Origin of the sequence: Methylomonas sp. TEB (assembly GCF_047777895.1) — a bacterium.
Classification (GTDB): domain Bacteria; phylum Pseudomonadota; class Gammaproteobacteria; order Methylococcales; family Methylomonadaceae; genus Methylomonas.
In genome coordinates this window covers 2,899,794-2,915,490 of sequence record NZ_CP180476.1, presented here as the reverse complement: position 1 = coordinate 2,915,490, position 15,697 = coordinate 2,899,794, and the positions used below count along the sequence as shown (strand labels likewise).

General features: G+C 51.3%; 16 protein-coding genes. 10 read left to right on the top strand and 6 right to left on the bottom strand.

From position 1 onward, the window contains the following. Positions 1-2 precede the first annotated feature (2 nt). The gene (locus ACMXD4_RS13075) at positions 3-347 is read left to right on the top strand and encodes an FUN14 domain-containing protein (protein ID WP_171695170.1); all 345 of its coding nucleotides are present in this window, start codon (positions 3-5) and stop codon (positions 345-347) included. Positions 348-486: 139 nt separating this feature from the next. Here ACMXD4_RS13075 and ACMXD4_RS13070 read toward each other — a convergent pair whose 3' ends face one another. From ACMXD4_RS13070 to ACMXD4_RS13055, 4 genes are all read right to left on the bottom strand, one after another. Next, entirely contained in the window at positions 487-1,152 is a 666-nt protein-coding gene (locus tag ACMXD4_RS13070) for a phage tail protein (RefSeq protein ID WP_415878358.1), read from the bottom strand. A 27-nt stretch (positions 1,153-1,179) separates the two neighbouring features. Further along, positions 1,180-2,112 carry a PEP-CTERM sorting domain-containing protein gene (locus ACMXD4_RS13065; protein WP_415878357.1) on the bottom strand — a complete coding sequence of 311 codons (933 nt, stop codon included), beginning with the start codon at positions 2,110-2,112 and terminating at the stop codon, positions 1,180-1,182. A gap of 635 nt (positions 2,113-2,747) precedes the next feature. Further along, positions 2,748-3,575: an MOSC domain-containing protein gene (locus ACMXD4_RS13060; RefSeq protein WP_415878356.1), complete on the bottom strand. Its 828-nt coding sequence runs from the start codon at positions 3,573-3,575 to the stop codon at positions 2,748-2,750. Positions 3,576-3,587: 12 nt separating this feature from the next. Continuing rightward, positions 3,588-3,977: a PilZ domain-containing protein gene (locus tag ACMXD4_RS13055; RefSeq protein ID WP_101053327.1), complete on the bottom strand. Its 390-nt coding sequence runs from the start codon at positions 3,975-3,977 to the stop codon at positions 3,588-3,590. A gap of 138 nt (positions 3,978-4,115) precedes the next feature. Between ACMXD4_RS13055 and ACMXD4_RS13050 the strand changes: the two genes are divergently transcribed. The 4 genes from ACMXD4_RS13050 (at position 4,116) to ACMXD4_RS13035 (ending at position 9,468) form a co-directional block, all read left to right on the top strand. Next, complete coding sequence (locus ACMXD4_RS13050; RefSeq protein ID WP_415878355.1) at positions 4,116-5,339, top strand: ABC transporter substrate-binding protein; 1,224 nt, start codon at positions 4,116-4,118, stop codon at positions 5,337-5,339. A 33-nt stretch (positions 5,340-5,372) separates the two neighbouring features. Further along, a complete protein-coding gene (gene uvrB / locus ACMXD4_RS13045; RefSeq protein WP_415878354.1) occupies positions 5,373-7,469 on the top strand; it encodes an excinuclease ABC subunit UvrB in 2,097 nt (698 codons plus the stop codon). Between the two features lie 133 nt (positions 7,470-7,602). Beyond that, positions 7,603-9,222, top strand: coding sequence for a putative bifunctional diguanylate cyclase/phosphodiesterase (locus ACMXD4_RS13040; RefSeq protein ID WP_415878353.1), 1,620 nt, complete (start codon positions 7,603-7,605; stop codon positions 9,220-9,222). A gap of 33 nt (positions 9,223-9,255) precedes the next feature. Then, positions 9,256-9,468 (top strand): TraR/DksA C4-type zinc finger protein, encoded by a 213-nt coding sequence (locus ACMXD4_RS13035; protein ID WP_033158783.1) that lies wholly within the window; start codon positions 9,256-9,258, stop codon positions 9,466-9,468. A 12-nt stretch (positions 9,469-9,480) separates the two neighbouring features. On the opposite strand, the gene ACMXD4_RS13030 is transcribed toward ACMXD4_RS13035, so the two are convergent. Next, positions 9,481-10,617 carry a GNAT family N-acetyltransferase gene (locus ACMXD4_RS13030; protein WP_033158782.1) on the bottom strand — a complete coding sequence of 379 codons (1,137 nt, stop codon included), beginning with the start codon at positions 10,615-10,617 and terminating at the stop codon, positions 9,481-9,483. Between the two features lie 50 nt (positions 10,618-10,667). On the opposite strand from ACMXD4_RS13030, the gene ACMXD4_RS13025 reads away from it, so the two are divergent. From ACMXD4_RS13025 to ACMXD4_RS13005, 5 genes are all read left to right on the top strand, one after another. Next, complete coding sequence (locus tag ACMXD4_RS13025; protein WP_033158815.1) at positions 10,668-11,270, top strand: DUF938 domain-containing protein; 603 nt, start codon at positions 10,668-10,670, stop codon at positions 11,268-11,270. Positions 11,271-11,360: 90 nt separating this feature from the next. After that, complete coding sequence (locus ACMXD4_RS13020; protein WP_101053333.1) at positions 11,361-11,951, top strand: LemA family protein; 591 nt, start codon at positions 11,361-11,363, stop codon at positions 11,949-11,951. 1 nt (position 11,952) lies between these two features. Next, on the top strand, positions 11,953-12,813 hold the full coding sequence (locus tag ACMXD4_RS13015; protein ID WP_415878352.1) for a TPM domain-containing protein: 861 nt from the start codon (positions 11,953-11,955) through the stop codon (positions 12,811-12,813). Between the two features lie 3 nt (positions 12,814-12,816). Continuing rightward, entirely contained in the window at positions 12,817-13,317 is a 501-nt protein-coding gene (locus tag ACMXD4_RS13010; protein ID WP_415878351.1) for a TPM domain-containing protein, read from the top strand. 124 nt (positions 13,318-13,441) lie between these two features. Continuing rightward, a complete protein-coding gene (locus ACMXD4_RS13005; RefSeq protein WP_101052961.1) occupies positions 13,442-13,870 on the top strand; it encodes an Hsp20/alpha crystallin family protein in 429 nt (142 codons plus the stop codon). A gap of 70 nt (positions 13,871-13,940) precedes the next feature. Here the strand turns inward: ACMXD4_RS13005 and ACMXD4_RS13000 are convergent, their stop codons facing one another. Further along, positions 13,941-15,680, bottom strand: a complete 1,740-nt coding sequence (locus ACMXD4_RS13000; protein WP_415878350.1) for a sulfite reductase subunit alpha — start codon at positions 15,678-15,680, stop codon at positions 13,941-13,943. Positions 15,681-15,697 lie beyond the last annotated feature (17 nt).

Sequence of the window (15,697 nt, the reverse complement as noted above, 5' to 3'; positions counted from 1 at the left end):
TTATGAATAACGCCATTGAAACACACGCATCCAACGATATTTTTTCCGAAGCCTTCTTACTGGGCAATTTAGGCGCACCGTTTATTTTGGGAATGGCGGTCGGCTATTTCGCTAAAAAAATGCTGCGCACGGCCTTGTTTGTCGGCGGGGCAATTGTGTCGATTTTGTTCGTTGCCGAATATTACGATCTTATCAACATCAACAATATGGCGTTGGAAAATGCGGCTAGCTCAGCCGCTGAGGTTGCCAAGGAATCCGGCAGTTTCTTGCTGGATAGGCTGGCGGTGTTTACCAGCCGGGGTGTTAGCGGTGCAGGCGGTTTTTTTGTGGGATTTAAACTTGGGTAAATCGGTTTTTGTTTACCCGGCCAGCAGCGTGTTTTACCTAGCCACCTAGTGCCCACTTTTTGCGTGGGCACTAGGTGAGTTGTGGATATCACTTCAGACTATTTGCCATCAACAGGGCAGGTTTATAGAATTCCAGCCGCTAATTTCGGCCAGGAAAAATACCTTGTGTGGCTACACAGTAAGTGATACCCAAAGCAGGTGAACGGTTATCAAAAGGCACGCTTTGTCCGGCGGGCTGAACGGAAGTGGTTGGTCTACCCGTAAATTTTATGATGTTTGCCTTTAGGGAAGCGTTGGGGGCGTCGCTTGAATAGATATTATCTCTCGATGTCGATGCCGCTAATACATTGCCGGAGGGCGTACTCTTATTGCCGGCTGTACTTACTGCGTCAATCGTAGCGGAAACGTTATCTAAAAAAGTTTGCGCACCATGGGAGTGGAAAGGCATTTGGTTTAGTCCTAGGGTTACAAAATCTAAGCCGACTTCTTGGCCAATCGATATGGGCGATAGCCCCGGACCTTGCCCGACCCCGATTGGCGAACGGCCGCGCAGATCCGGTAGCATAAATGTTGTTTGTCCATCACCGCCATACTGCGTACCCAACAGCGAAAACAAGGCTGTGTTTTGCGCAATGCTCAGGGTCTGTCCGGCGGCCTCCAGATAACCGCGCGGGCAAAAGTTAAAGCTAAATGTGCAAATCTCGCCCAGAAATGGGTCGGAACCGCAAGCCGAGGCAGATACAGGTAAGCCGGTGATAGCGATCATGGCCAGTTTCAAGAGTGGTTTGTTGAATGCTTTTGACATGTTGAGTACCTTTAGATTGAGTTGAAATTAATTGAAAGCGTAGAGACGGCGTTTGCTGGTAAGGACTGAGATCAAGCCGATAGCCAGCAACCACAGGGTTTCCGGCTCCGGTACCGTGTTGTTGGTTTGCTTGGTGACCGAATCGACTGTAATCAGGCTGGACGCATTTATCGAAAATCTGCCGGAGTCCGCGCCGCCGAATATGAATAGATCGGGGTTGCTATCGCCAAAGCTGATCAAATCGCCTGGGTTTAATAGAAACGACAACAATAGAGTGCCGACGTCGGATACCAGGCCGCCTTTACCGGTAGCGATATTGGTATTCGGATTACTGGGTATGAATTTTTCGTTACCGCGAACGGGATCCGAAACAATTTTAGAAAACGCCAGTTCCTTGCCATCGGCTTTGTAAAAGCCAATTATGGACTGTGCGAATTCGCCGTCATTGTTTAGTGGCGGTGTGTCGGTGGCTTCGACTTGATGGCTGTATTGGAATTGCAAGTTCACCACAAAACTATCCACGGCAGACTTGTTCTCAATCGAAAAGGTATAGTCGCCGAACAGCGGGCTGATGTTTGAGGGCTCGGCGCCGCCAGTGCCGCTAGCGTTTAAATTGATACCAAAACCATCGCCGATCTGGCTTAAGGTGCCTGATAAGGGGTCAGGACCTGTGACCGAGGAACCCACCAGCGTGGTGGTGGAAGTAGAGCCGGCGATAATGCTGGTCAGCGAGCCTGTCTGGATGGCGTTTATGGGATCGGCTGGGGAACCGAGGCTATCAAACTCGGCCGAACCGCGAATTACAATATTGCTGTCAAAAGCTGCGGCCGACACCCATCCGGAATGGGCGCCGAGCAGCAATGTGATAGCCAATGCGACATTGCGAGTCCGGCAACCGTGGTTTGTAGGTAGCTTCTTAAAATCGCTACCGATGCTCTTTTTAAATTTAATTGATTCCATCTTGATACCTCTATATTTGATTAGATTTGGCGGTAATATATTTATATTAATGACTGGTTCCGTGCAAAATGCAGGCATCTAGTAAGTATTTAAATGCAGTGGATTAAAATAATTTCTCATGCTGCTAAATTGCCATATAAATTGAATTAAATTACTTCTGTTTTATTCAAAAAATTGTATTACGGGAATTAATAGCCAATTCTTATGCCAGTTATTAGTTTTGTGCGGGAAAATAATTTATCTTTATGTTTTTAAATATATTTTATGGCTGTGCTTGGTAGGAGGAGTCAGCATGCATAATTGGTGTGGAAGCGTTTTGGCACGATATGTCGCATGAAGTACGAAATATCGTTTTTATTTCGAGGTGGGGTTTGATTTATTGCTTAGCTCGATAGAGCGGGTAATTGAAAGTAGGCTTTTTAGCTTAGAAATACCCATTACTAAATAAGCAGAGGAAGGCTTTGTCAAACTGATGTGAAACTGCAAAAGCCCCGATTAGCCAAGCGAACAGCTTCGACAAACAAGTAAACAAAGCATCTACATGGGAAGCACCCAAATGCGCGGATACCACCATTGACGGCGTGACTGGCGAACCGGCAATCGCCGGACGAGGAGTAATGAAAGTGCGGGATTTTCTAAGTTAGGGATAGCGGAGGCTGCGGTTCGCCGATTTCATGGATCAGCACGGTCTGGCCGACTGCCAAGCTGCCGGGTTTATCGTGCAAGGCGTTTTGCCCAAAATAGACTTTGTTTTGCCATTTGCGCAGACGATTCAGCGTCGTCAACGGCTCTTTGCCGGTTGCGGCGGTGAGCGGGTCTATGGTGGGCACCGAGCAGCGCGAGCAGGGTTTGGGCAATCTAAAACTAATATCGTTGATGCTAAGCCGTCGCCAAGTGTCTTCGGCGTAGCTGTCGCAATCGGTGACGACTAGATTGGGCCGAAAGCGAATCATGTCAATTGCCAACGGCATGGCTTGGTTTAGGGCGTTTAAGGAATTTTCCGACACGATCAAAAACGGAAAGCCGTCGGAAAACGACGTTTGATCACTTTCTAAAGCATAGTTAGGATCGACCTGGCGAATATCGTCATCACTTTGGTAGACCAGCCGGCACTCGGTTTGTAAAAAATCGCTTAGCCAGGCATCGGCAACAGCGCCACATGTTTTGGCGACACAAACGTCGTGCCAGACTACCACTTCAATGTCGTCGCCGTCTTCCGATTGCAAAGGCAGTGTTAGATCCGCTTGATTGGGAGCCGACAAAATTAACTGTTGATCTGCAATGCGGGTTTTAATCAAGGCCATTTTTGGTAAACGGCGTTGGCTGAGGAACTGTCTATCGCCGTCTATCAGCATCCATTTTCGGTCGTACAGCAAGCCTTTGTGGTCCACCGGCCAGTGTTCTACGCGAATGCCGGCCAGCGATTTGACCGGGTATATATAAATTTCACTGAGTATTGGCATATTGTTTTGCGCTTAGCTGAATAGCAGATCGGTTTGGGTGTGCAGTAAATGCTCTGCCAAATGTTTTTCAATGTTGTCGAACTTGATGCCGTAACGGCCGTTTTCCCGGTCGCAATGTACAACAAGCGCGGGTATATCGAAACGCTTGCCGTCGGCGAACAATAAATACAGGAATATCCGCTGATTCTTGCCGAGTTTTTTTTCGCTGAATATCGCCGCGCCGCGGCTACTCACATCCCGCAACACGACCGGAAACAGGCGTGGAAACCAGATACTTTTGACTTTGACGGCGGCACGGATGTCGTTGCGTCGATAACGAACCGCACTGCGTTTGTTAGACCATGAGCTATCAATCGTGACCTCTTGATCGAGAAAATCTAAAGAGAAATCTGGCTCAGACATGGCAAGCGCGGCAAATGTAAAGGTGGCTAAGTATTGATGTTAAACCGTTAAAATTCAATAGAGCGTGACGATTATTGACCAAGCCCAGCCAAAGCGAATCCGTTAAAATATGGCTTTTATATCGTTCCGAACCGGATTATGAAAAAAATAGCGATTGTTTCATTTTGTTATTGTTGGCTCGCCGCGTTGCCTATCAGCAGCGCAGTTGCCGCGCCTGCCAAGAAAGCCGCACCTGCCAAACCGCAGATCAGCAAACCTGCCGAGCCTGCCAAGCAGATGGTCAAAATCGGCTATTTTAGTCAGGAAAGAGCCGCCCCGGCTGCCTTATCCAATCTTGATCCGTTTATCCAGAACAAAGGCCAGATCGGCGCCGAATTGGCGATTGCCGATAACAATACCACCGGGCAATTTACCGGCCAGCACTACGAGTTAAAGCAGGTTGTAGTGCCGGTGGGCGGCGATTTGCAGCAGGCCTTCAATCAATTAGGCGACGATGTCGGTTTGGTGGTGTTGAACGTGCAGCCAGACCAATTAAACAAGCTCGCCGATTTGCCGGCGGCGAAAAACAAATTGCTGTTCGATGCTTCTACCAGCGACGACGAGTTGCGCAACACGGATTGCCGCCATCAGGTTTTGCACATATTGCCCAGCCGGGCCATGCGCGCCGATGCGCTGGCGCAATACATGTTAAAGAAGCGCTGGCAAAACTGGTTTTTGGTGATAGGTCCCACGCCGGAAGACAAGTTATACGCAGCGGCCATTAAACGCGCGGCCAAGAAGTTTGGTATCAAACTGGTCGCGGAAAAAGCCTGGACCAACGATTACGACGCCCGCCGTAGCGCGCAATCCGACGTGCCGGTGTTCACGCAAGTAGACGATTACGACGTGTTGGTGGTGGCCGACGAACAAGGCTTGTTCGGCGAATATCTGGATTACCGGACCTGGAAACCGCGTCCCGTGATCGGCACGCAGGGTTTGGTTGCCACCGCCTGGCACAGAACCCACGAACAATGGGGCGCGGTGCAATTGCAAAATCGCTTCAAGGACACCGCCGGCCGCTGGATGGAAGAACAAGATTATGCGGCCTATCTGGCGGTGCGGGCGATAGGCGAGGCCAGCGTCCGCAGCAAATCCAATCAAACTCAGGCGATTAAGGATTATGTGTTCTCCGAAGCGTTTGCGTTGCAGGGTTACAAAGGCGTGCCCCTGTCGTTCCGCCCTTGGGACGGTCAATTGCGGCAACCGGTATTATTGGCTGCACCGCGTTCTTTAGTCAGCGTGGCGCCGGTCGAAGGATTTTTGCATCCGAAGACCGAGCTGGATACCCTGGGATACGACCAGCCGGAAACGGCTTGTAAATAAGCCGGTGTTGAACCAAATTTCAGAGGGTAGGGCATGAGCGATAAACGGCGCATGGAGATTAGCCAGTCGGCGATCACGGGTGTTCTGGGCGTGGAAGAAGCGCGGCCGCAAAAAAAGGGGCCGGCGCATAAACCGTTCAAAATTCAAAGCCGCTATCAACCGGCCGGCGACCAGCCCACCGCCATCGCGGCGCTGGTGGAAGGCATCAACGACGGTGAATTGCATCAAACCTTATTGGGTGTGACCGGCTCGGGCAAGACCTTTACTGTTGCCAATGTGATCCAACAAACCCAACGCCCGGCAATGATCATGGCACCCAACAAGACGCTGGCGGCGCAGTTGTACGGCGAAATGAAGGAGTTTTTTCCGGACAACAGCGTCGAGTATTTCGTGTCTTATTACGACTACTACCAGCCCGAGGCCTATATTCCGGCCTCTGATACCTTCATCGATAAGGACGCCTCACTTAACGAGCATATTGAGCAAATGCGCTTGTCGGCCACCAAAGCTTTGCTGGAACGGCGCGATACCATCGTGGTGGCTACGGTTTCGGCAATTTACGGCTTGGGGGAACCCGAATCTTATTTCCAGATGGTCTTGCATTTGGTGCGCGGCGATATGATCAAGCAACGCGACATATTGCGGCGTTTGGCGGAAATGCAATATACCCGCAACGACACTGAATTGCGCCGGGCGACATATCGGGTGCGCGGCGAGGTGATCGACGTGTTTCCAGCCGAGTCGGAAGAACAAGCCCTGCGTATCGAGTTGTTTGACGACGAGATCGAAAGGTTGTCGATGTTCGACCCACTAACCGGTGAAGTCACACAGCGTCTGGCGCGCTTTACGCTTTATCCGAAAAGTCACTACGTCACGCCGCGCGACCAATTACTTAGTGCGGTGGAAAAAATCAAAATCGAATTGGCCGAACGTCTGGAGCAATTGCGCGACAACCATAAATTGGTGGAAGCACAACGTCTGGAACAGCGCACGCTGTTCGACATCGAAATGATTATGGAAGTGGGCTATTGCTCCGGTATCGAGAATTACTCCCGCCACCTGTCCAATCGCGCGGACGGCGAATCGCCGCCGACCATGTTCGATTATTTGCCCAAGGATGCGCTGGTGATCATAGACGAAAGCCATGTCACCGTGCCGCAGATCGGTGCGATGTATAAGGGCGACCGGTCGCGCAAGGAAACCCTGGTGGAATACGGCTTTCGATTGCCCTCAGCTTTGGACAACCGGCCATTGCGCTTTGAGGAGTTCGAGCAAATCTGCGGTCAGCGTATTTATGTGTCCGCCACGCCAAGCACTTACGAGAAAGAGCATTCCGGCGCGGTGGTAGAGCAGGTGGTGCGCCCGACCGGCTTAGTCGATCCCATCGTCGAAGTGCGCCCGGCGACCAGTCAGGTAGACGATTTGTTGTCGGAGATCACTAAACGCACCGCCATCCAGGAGCGGGTGCTGGTTACCACCTTAACCAAACGCATGTCGGAAGATTTGACTGATTACTTGATGGAGCACGGCGTCAAGGTGCGTTATCTGCATTCGGACATCGAAACCGTTGAACGAGTCGAGATTATCCGCGACTTGCGGCTGGGCGTGTTCGATGTGCTGGTTGGTATCAATTTGTTACGGGAAGGTTTGGATATACCGGAAGTCTCGCTAGTGGCAATTCTGGATGCAGATAAGGAAGGCTTCCTACGCTCGTTGACTTCGTTGATCCAAACCATAGGCCGCGCCGCGCGTAACGCCAACGGCAAGGTAATTTTATACGGCGACAAGGTTACCCGTTCGATGCAACTGGCTATCGACGAAACCGAACGCCGCCGCGATAAGCAGGAAGCGTTCAATAAAGAGCACAATATCCAGCCGAAAACCATATTCAAATCGGTTACCGATATTTTGGAGTTATCGATTCCCGGTTCCGGCGGTTCCATTTCCAATGCCAGAGCGAAAGTCGCCGAACCGGCCGGCAATTACAAGGCCATGACGCCCAAACAGGCTGCCAAGGCCTTGAAACAGCTGGAAGAGAAAATGTATCAGCATGCCAAAAACCTGGAATTTGAAGATGCGGCGCGGATCAGGGATCAGATTAAATTGCTGCAAGCCGAGATGGTGGTTTAAGAGGCTTAGGTTTGTAATTAACGTTTTGGCTAACTATATTTAGTGAATTTTGTCGAGGTTCCCAGCTTGCAAAGCTTGGTCGGCAAAAGCTAAACGACGATAGCAAGTTCATGAAACAGACGCCGAGAAACAGATGATACCCGCCAAAAACATACTGAACGAAAATGTTCGCGTGCTGAAAAGCGAGGTATCTAAAACCACTTATCAAGGTGTGGCTATCGCCATTGCCAGCATTCTCAGTGCGCTGTTGGCCTTGAGTTATTACTACGTCGGCGAAATTTCCTTAAACGGCATCATTAAAGCGCAAACCGAAAATTACGGTCTGTGGATGCTTGAAGCGCTACCGTTTATTTTCGGATTTTGGGGTCAATATTCCAGCTCGGTCATCGCTTATCAAGCCGGGGCGATGATTTTGGACCAGACCCAGGAACTGCGCTCTCGCGCCGAATCATTAGAAAAACAAGTCAGTTATTCCACCACCCACGATTCGGTAACGGACCTACCTAACCGGGTATTGTTCTACGACCGGGTGGAGCAAGCGATGTTAGCCGCCGGCAATCAAAACAAAATGCTGTCTATCTTGTTGGTGGAAGTCGCCAATTTTAAGGAAGTTTACGACACACTGGGTCGTAACAGCAGCGACTTGATTTTGAAACAGATAGCCACGCGCCTGCAAAGCGTGGTGTTGGGGACCGATAGCGTTGCCCGTATCGACGGCAATATTTTCAGCGTGTTGTTGTCGGCGGTGGATAACGAAACTGCCGGCCTGACATTGGCCAAAAATATCCAGGCGGCCCTGGATCCGGCCTTTAAAGTCGAGCGTCTGAGTCTGGTAATCCACAGTAATATCGGCATCGTCAATTTCCCCGAGCATGGCGACGATGTCGATACCTTGGTGCAAAAAGCCGGCGTGGCATTATTCGTAGCCGGCCAATCGCACGAAGGCTACACCACTTACGCGCCGTCTTACGACGATCACAGCCCGCGCCGTTTAACGCTGATGAGCGAGCTGCGCCAGGCTATCGAAAAAGAGCAATTACATATTTATTACCAGCCCAAAGTGTCGGTGCAAACCGGGCAGGTTTACGGTGCGGAGGCTTTGGTGCGCTGGCAACACCCCAAGCACGGTTTTATCGCGCCGGATGAATTTATACCCATGGCGGAAAGAACTCGGGTGATCAAGCATTTGACTGCCTGGATGCTGAAACAATCGTTCAAACATTGCGCGGAATGGCGCAAGCGCGGCTGGGAACTGATTATCTCCGTCAATCTGTCCGCCAAGGATTTACACGATCCTGAGCTGCCGGATGTGATGGCCGGTGTGGCGGCGGCGGCCAATATCAAACCCGGCTGGATGATGTTGGAGATTACCGAGAGCTCCATCATGACCGATCCGGAGCGGGCCATGGAAGTGATTCAGCGCCTGAATGAAATGGGCTACAAATTGTCTATCGACGACTTTGGCACCGGTTATTCGTCACTGGCTTACTTAAAACGCATGCCGTTAACGGAATTAAAAATCGATAAATCCTTTGTCGTCGATTTGTTGCACAGCGAAAACGATGCAGTCATCGTTAAAGCCACCATCAACTTGGCGCACAATTTAGGATTGCAGGTGACTGCCGAAGGTGTGGAAACTCAGGAAATTATCGAAAAACTCAGCACTTACCGGTGCGACTTGGCGCAGGGTTACTTGTTCAGCAAGCCGATGCCGTTTGAGGCTTTTGGTGCGTGGGTGGAAGCCCATCGTTAAACACAAAACTATGCAGATTCAGGAGCCCCAATAATGTCCACAGCCTGGGCGGGTGGTACCGACGCTATTCTGGAAAGAATGGACAAGATGACCGAGCTGTTCGTTGCCGAGACACGTAAAGCTATCTATACGGGCGAATCGGCCAGCCATTGCCAGGAATGTGGGGAGCCGATTCCGGAAGCACGGCGTCAGGCGATTGCCTGCCAGTATTGTTTGCCTTGTCAAACCGAGCTGGAAAAAAGCTGACGCAGTACTGTTTTATTGGGCTCGTTTAAACGGCAGGTAATTCGCCGCGTCTTGCTTGTAATGCGCAATCGCCTGTTTTTCCCGGGCTACAAATTGCGCCACGGCCTTGGCAAAACCGGCATCCTTTAACCAATGCGTGGAGTAGGTAGTGACCGGCTCGAAGCCGCGGGAGATTTTGTGCTCGCCTTGCGCGCCGGAATCAAAACGCGCCAAGCCGTGTTCTATACAGTAGTCCAAGCCCTGGTAATAGCAGGCTTCGAAATGCAGCGCGTTGTACTCCGCATCGCATCCCCAATATCGGCCGTACAAGGTATCCGCGCCGATAAAACTCAAGGCCGCGCCGACGTACACATCGTCTTTCATTGCCAGAACCAGCAATAATTGCTCAGGCATTGTTCGCGCAATTTGTTTGAAAAACGCCAGATTGAGATAAGGTTCGGAACTGCGTTTTAAGTAGGTCAGTGCGTAAAAGCGGAAAAACACCTGCCATTGGGTCTCGGCAACCTCCGTCCCCGGAACACGCAATAGCTCAATACCTTGTTCCGCTACCCGGCGTCGTTCACGCTTAATCATCTTGCGTTTGTCGGCGCTTAGGGTTTGTAAAAAGTCCGTAAAAGTCGCGTAGCCACGATTAAACCACTGAAACTGCACGCCCTCGCGGACGCTTAAACCTAAAGATCTCAGCAGCTCAAGCTGGGAAGGTTCGGGAAATAAACAATGCCACGAGGAAATACCCTGTCGTTCGGCAAGTTGTTGGATAAAACTGAATAACAAAGCGCAGATTGCCGTTTGGTCCGCATCCGGTGCGAATAGCAGTCGCTGTCCCTGGCAAGGGGTAAACGGGATCGCGCTGATTAATTTCGGGTAATAGGCCAGACCATGCTGCTGGTAAGCTTGAGCCCATTGCTGATCGAACACATACTCGCCCCAGGAATGGGTTTTTAAATACAGCGGCAATGCTGCCAACAATTTTTTATTGTCGAAAACCAATAAATGCGCGGTTTCCCAGCCGGTCTGCGGGCAAACGGCGGCGCTTTGTTCCAGTGCGGCTAAAAATTCGTGGCGTAAAAAAGGATAGTCGGGTCCGCACAGTCGATTCCATGCCGTGGCTTCGATTTGCGCCATGCTGGCGATTTGTTTTACTTCCATTTTTAATGTTAGTAGAGTTAAAGCCCCAACATACCATCAAATCATTGCCCATGACGACAGAGAAGCCGTTTTCTCAAGCCTGCGAGAACAACAAGGAACCTATTTTACAGATTCTCAAAACGGTCTTTGACCAACCCATGACAGTCTGGGAAATCGGCAGCGGCACAGGCCAGCATGCCTGTCATTTTGCCGAGAACCTGCCGCATCTGACATGGCAGCCTACCGATAGGCCGGAGAATCTGCCGGGGATCCAGTTATGGCGGGACGAGGCACAGCTGGTAAATCTACTGCCGCCGCTTAGTTTGGACGTGGCGGATTTGCAATGGCCGTGCGCACAAATCGATGCGGTATTTACCGCGAATACTTTGCACATCATGAGCAGCGATGAAGTGAGGCTCTTATTCGCGCGGTTGGCAATCTATTTGGGTGCCGAAGCGACGATGTGTATCTACGGCCCGTTTAATTATGCCGGTGCATATACCAGCGAAAGCAACGCCCGTTTCGACCTATGGCTGAAAGAACGGGACGTGCGCAGCGGTATCAAGGATTTCGAGGCGATCATGGCCTTGGCCGAACACATCGGTTTGACCTTACAGGCCGACCACGCCATGCCGGCCAATAACCGGCTATTGGTGTTGCGGAAGCGGGCATAAGGACCACAGTCTGACCCTTGGCCTGAGCTAAGTGGCTACGTGTTATGCTGCTGTGAACAATTAAAAATTTTTCTATTCACGGAGTGGACGATGCAAAACATAGTAAAGGTTTTTCTTCTAATCGCGACATTGATGCTGCCCGGTTGCGGTTACAACACCTTTCAAACGCAAGACGAACAAATCAATGCCGGTTGGGCGGAAGTGTTGAATCAATATCAGCGCCGCGCGGATTTGGTACCGAATCTGGTGAATACGGTGAAAGGCTACGCCGGACATGAAAAGGACGTATTGGAAGCGGTGACAGCATCGCGCGCCAAAGTCGGCAGCATGCAAGTGACGCCGGAATTGGTGAACGACGAACAGGCTTTTGCCAAGTTTCAAGCGGCGCAGGGCGAACTGAGTTCGGCTTTGTCGCGGTTGATGGTGGTGTCGGAAAATTACCCGCAACTGAAGGCTGACGCCAATTTCCGCGATCTGCAAGCGCAATTGGAAGGTACCGAAAACCGTATCACCGTGGCACGCAATCGTTATATCGCCGCGATCAAGGAGTACAACATCACCGTGCGCTCGTTTCCCAGCAATCTGACTGCGATGCTGTTTGGCTACAAAACCAAGCCATCGTTTACCGTTGAAAATGAGAAAGCCATTTCGACTGCACCAGTGGTTGATTTTGGTAAATAAGATGCGGAAGACAGCTGGCTTTTCAGGGTTTTGGGTCGCCCGATTCCTGGCGGTTTGTCTGTTTGCGGCGGCCGTAAATGCCGAGCAAGTAGTGCCCAATCTTGAACAGCGTGTCACCGATATGACCGGCACCTTCTCCGCACAGCAAAGAACCGAGCTGGAACAACGCTTACAGGCGTTTGAACAACAAAAAGGCAGCCAGATTGCGGTATTGATCGTTGCCACTACCCAGCCGGAAGATATTGCGCAATATGCTATTCGCGTGGTCGAACAATGGCGTCTGGGCCGCAAGGGTGTCGATGACGGCATATTGATGTTGCTGGCCAAGGACGACCGCGTCACGCGCATCGAAGTGGGTTACGGCTTGGAAGGCGTGGTGCCGGATGTATTGGCCAAGCGGATTATTGACGACATTATGATTCCGTATTTTCGGCGAGGAGATTACGCGGGGGGCATAAATGCCGGTGTCGATAGCCTGATCGGAATATTTGATGGTGTGCCTCTGCCTGCCCCTCAAGCATCGTTTGTCGATGGGCGGGTGCAACGTTTACTGCCCCTCTTGGTGTTTCTAGCGGTGGCCGGCGCTTGGATTTTACGGACTCTGTTTGGAAGCGTTCTCGGCGGGATAATCAACGGCAGCGTGGTTGGTATTATCGCTTGGCTATTGAACGCGGGTTGGCTGGTTGTATGCCTTGCGGCATTGTTTGCGTTCATGGTTTCGCTTAGCAATGGCAGACGTGCGTTTCGCGGCCGGCAAAACGACAATTTTTACGACGATGACGATTTTGGCGGCGGGTCGGGAGGCGGATTCTCCGGCGGAGGCGGCGGTTTTGGCGGCGGCGGTGCGTCGGGGAGATGGTAGACCATGCAAGTGATCAGATTTCTAAAGCATATTTTTAGTGGTCCTTGGCGTGTGCGTCTGGCGTTTTCCAAGCGCAGCTTGCAAGCCATCGAAGCGGCGATTGCTGATAGCGAAGCATCGCACTTGGGTGAAATTCGTTTTGTGGTGGAAAGTGCGCTGGAGATAGGCGAGTTATTGCAGGGTGTTACGCCGAGACAACGCGCGCTTGAGGTATTTTCACAATGCCGAATCTGGGATACGGAACACAATACCGGCGTGCTGATTTATTTGCTGTTTGCTGATCGTGATGTGGAGATTGTCGCTGATCGCGGTATACATGCCAGAGTTGGCGAAGCGGTTTGGGCCCGGATTTGCGAACAGATGGAAGCGCAGTTGAGGGCAGGCCGATTCGAATTAGGCGTGATCGAGGGGATTGCCCTTATAACGACGCAATTGCAACAGCATTTTCCGGCGTTAAATAATGAAAATCCCAACGAAATAGCTAACACGCCGCTAGTTCTTTAAGCCATTTTTTTGCAGCGATTGTCTGCTGTTTTTTAAGTGTCTTTCTCTTGAATTTCTTGTGGTCTAACACCATATTGGCATAGAAACATTCAGGTTTTTACATGCAACAAAGAGGAGAATCGACATGAGTAACTTAAGCCCATTTGTTAGTCGCGGTCTGTTTGACGAACTGTTTCGCGATGTTAATCCCGGTTATTACATTAAACCGCTGCACGGCGACGGTTTGCCGGCGCAAATCAAAGTGGATGTGAAGGAAAATCCGTCGGAGTTTATCGTCCAAGCCGAAATTCCGGGCGCCGGTAAAGAGAATATCCATGTGGACATCGACGGCAACGTGGTTGCCATCCGCGCGCAAATCAGCCAGCTGGATACCGAAAACAAAGACGATAAATTGCTGCGCAGCGAGCGCTATTTCGGTGAAGTGTCGCGTAGCTTTCAACTATCCGCCGAGATTGACGAGGAAGCCAGCAAAGCCCGTTACGAGAACGGCATATTGACGCTGAATCTAGCGAAGAAGCTGAAAAAAAGCGGACAGCGGATGACTATCGATTAACTGCCCGGAGGAACCTCTATAGTGGGTGGTTCACGGGTTGACTGAGGTGAGCCCGTGAACCGATCTCCGATCAATAAACGTCTCTGACGTAGCGTTTATCTTTTTTCAATTGGTTGACGTAATCAACCGCCTCAATTAGGGATTTTTTGCCGTGCTCGCGGATCACATCGTGCAGGGCTTGATCGACGTCTTTGGCCATCCGGTAAGCGTCGCCGCAAACGAAGAAGTAGCCGCCTTGTTCCAGCCAGGCATAGAGTTCGGCACCATGCTCTTTCATGCGATCCTGCACATAAATTTTTTCCGCTTGGTCGCGTGAGAACGCTAAATCCAGCTTGGTCAGCAAGCCGCTGGATTGCATCGCTTCGATTTCCTCGCGGTAGATAAAATCGGTCGAGGCGTTGCGGTCACCGAAAAACAGCCAGTTTTTGCCGGAGGCTTTGCGGAATTCCCGTTCTTGCAGAAAAGCGCGGAACGGGGCGATACCGGTGCCGGGTCCAACCATAATCATGGGCAGGCTATCATCGGCCGGCACGCGGAAGTTGTTGTTGGGGGTGAAGAATATCCGTACATCGGTTTCTTCATTCACCAAATCCGCCAGATAAGTGGAGCAAACGCCTTTGTGCTGGCGGCCATGCGCGTCGTAGCGCACGCTGGCGACTGTCAGATGCACGCTGTCCGGATGTTTCTTGCCGCTGGAGGAGATGGAGTAAGCGCGATGTTGCAACGGTTTTAATAAACGCAAAAATTCGGCGGCCGAAAATTCCACGCCGGGGAATTGCAACAGCAGATCGAGTATGTCGCGGCCCCACAGGTAATCGGACAGTTTTTCCTTGTCGCCGGACAGCAATAATGCGTTTAACTCTTGATCGCCGGAACGGCTGGCGATTTCTTCAATCAGTTCTTTGCTGGGTAATTTGATCTCGAAATGTGTGCGCAACGCATCCGACAGCTTCATCAACTCACCATTGACCGGTTCATCTTCCGCACCGGTGCAACCGATGGCTTTAACGATTTGAGCGACCAGTTCCGGGCAGTTACTCGGAATCACGCACAAGGCATCGCCAGCTTCGTAGCTAAGGCCGGAGCCATTGATCGAAATTTCGTAATGGCGGGTTTCTTTCGACGAATCCAATGCCGTGACGATGCGGTTGACGCGCATTTTTGCCGGAAACGGATTTTTGCGGTTGTAGACCGATTTGGCAGGTTGGGTTTCGGTATCGACAACCGCAATCGTGCTGGCACCTTCCGCCATCAACGGAATCACTTCGCTCAGCCATTTTTCCGCCGGGCCTTCGAAATCCACATCGCAATCGACACGGTCGAACAGACGTTTGGCGCCCAGAGCAGCCAATTTGTTATCCCAGTCTATGCCGGCCTGGCAGAACAGGTCGTAGCTGGTGTCACCCAGGGCCAGTACCGAATAATTGACGTTGTCCAGGCGCGGGGCCGCATCGCTATTCGCGGCTTCCCACAGCATTTCGGCGTTGTCCGGCATCGCACCTTCGCCGTATGTGCTGGTAATGATCAGCAAGTACTGCATTTGCGGCAATTGGCCGATCTCAACTTCATCCATGCTTTTAACGACAGGTTGCAAACCATGCTTTTTAGCCGCGTTGGCGGCGTCGTTGGCTAGCGACTCGGAGTTACCGGTCTGGGTGCCGTAAAGGATGTGCAAAGTGCGGGCGTCGGCTTGATTGGCGCTACCGGCGCTATGCAGCATGTGGCTGTGCATGCCGGCGAAAAAACCGCCTAGCCAGGCGCGTTGGGTGTCACTGTAAGGAGCGTTTTGAGGGATAAAAGGTGCTTTCATTTCATTACCATCTGTGG

Excerpts from the sequence above, each read along its gene's own strand:
- ACMXD4_RS13075 (WP_171695170.1), top strand. The coding sequence starts at position 3 with ATGAATAACGCCATTGAAACACACGCATCCAACGATATTTTTTCCGAA.
- ACMXD4_RS13070 (WP_415878358.1), bottom strand. The coding sequence starts at position 1,152 with ATGTCAAAAGCATTCAACAAACCACTCTTGAAACTGGCCATGATCGCT.
- ACMXD4_RS13065 (WP_415878357.1), bottom strand. The coding sequence starts at position 2,112 with ATGGAATCAATTAAATTTAAAAAGAGCATCGGTAGCGATTTTAAGAAG.
- ACMXD4_RS13060 (WP_415878356.1), bottom strand. The coding sequence starts at position 3,575 with ATGCCAATACTCAGTGAAATTTATATATACCCGGTCAAATCGCTGGCC.
- ACMXD4_RS13055 (WP_101053327.1), bottom strand. The coding sequence starts at position 3,977 with ATGTCTGAGCCAGATTTCTCTTTAGATTTTCTCGATCAAGAGGTCACG.
- ACMXD4_RS13050 (WP_415878355.1), top strand. The coding sequence starts at position 4,116 with ATGAAAAAAATAGCGATTGTTTCATTTTGTTATTGTTGGCTCGCCGCG.
- uvrB (WP_415878354.1), top strand. The coding sequence starts at position 5,373 with ATGAGCGATAAACGGCGCATGGAGATTAGCCAGTCGGCGATCACGGGT.
- ACMXD4_RS13040 (WP_415878353.1), top strand. The coding sequence starts at position 7,603 with ATGATACCCGCCAAAAACATACTGAACGAAAATGTTCGCGTGCTGAAA.
- ACMXD4_RS13035 (WP_033158783.1), top strand. The coding sequence starts at position 9,256 with ATGTCCACAGCCTGGGCGGGTGGTACCGACGCTATTCTGGAAAGAATG.
- ACMXD4_RS13030 (WP_033158782.1), bottom strand. The coding sequence starts at position 10,617 with ATGGAAGTAAAACAAATCGCCAGCATGGCGCAAATCGAAGCCACGGCA.
- ACMXD4_RS13025 (WP_033158815.1), top strand. The coding sequence starts at position 10,668 with ATGACGACAGAGAAGCCGTTTTCTCAAGCCTGCGAGAACAACAAGGAA.
- ACMXD4_RS13020 (WP_101053333.1), top strand. The coding sequence starts at position 11,361 with ATGCAAAACATAGTAAAGGTTTTTCTTCTAATCGCGACATTGATGCTG.
- ACMXD4_RS13015 (WP_415878352.1), top strand. The coding sequence starts at position 11,953 with ATGCGGAAGACAGCTGGCTTTTCAGGGTTTTGGGTCGCCCGATTCCTG.
- ACMXD4_RS13010 (WP_415878351.1), top strand. The coding sequence starts at position 12,817 with ATGCAAGTGATCAGATTTCTAAAGCATATTTTTAGTGGTCCTTGGCGT.
- ACMXD4_RS13005 (WP_101052961.1), top strand. The coding sequence starts at position 13,442 with ATGAGTAACTTAAGCCCATTTGTTAGTCGCGGTCTGTTTGACGAACTG.
- ACMXD4_RS13000 (WP_415878350.1), bottom strand. The coding sequence starts at position 15,680 with ATGAAAGCACCTTTTATCCCTCAAAACGCTCCTTACAGTGACACCCAA.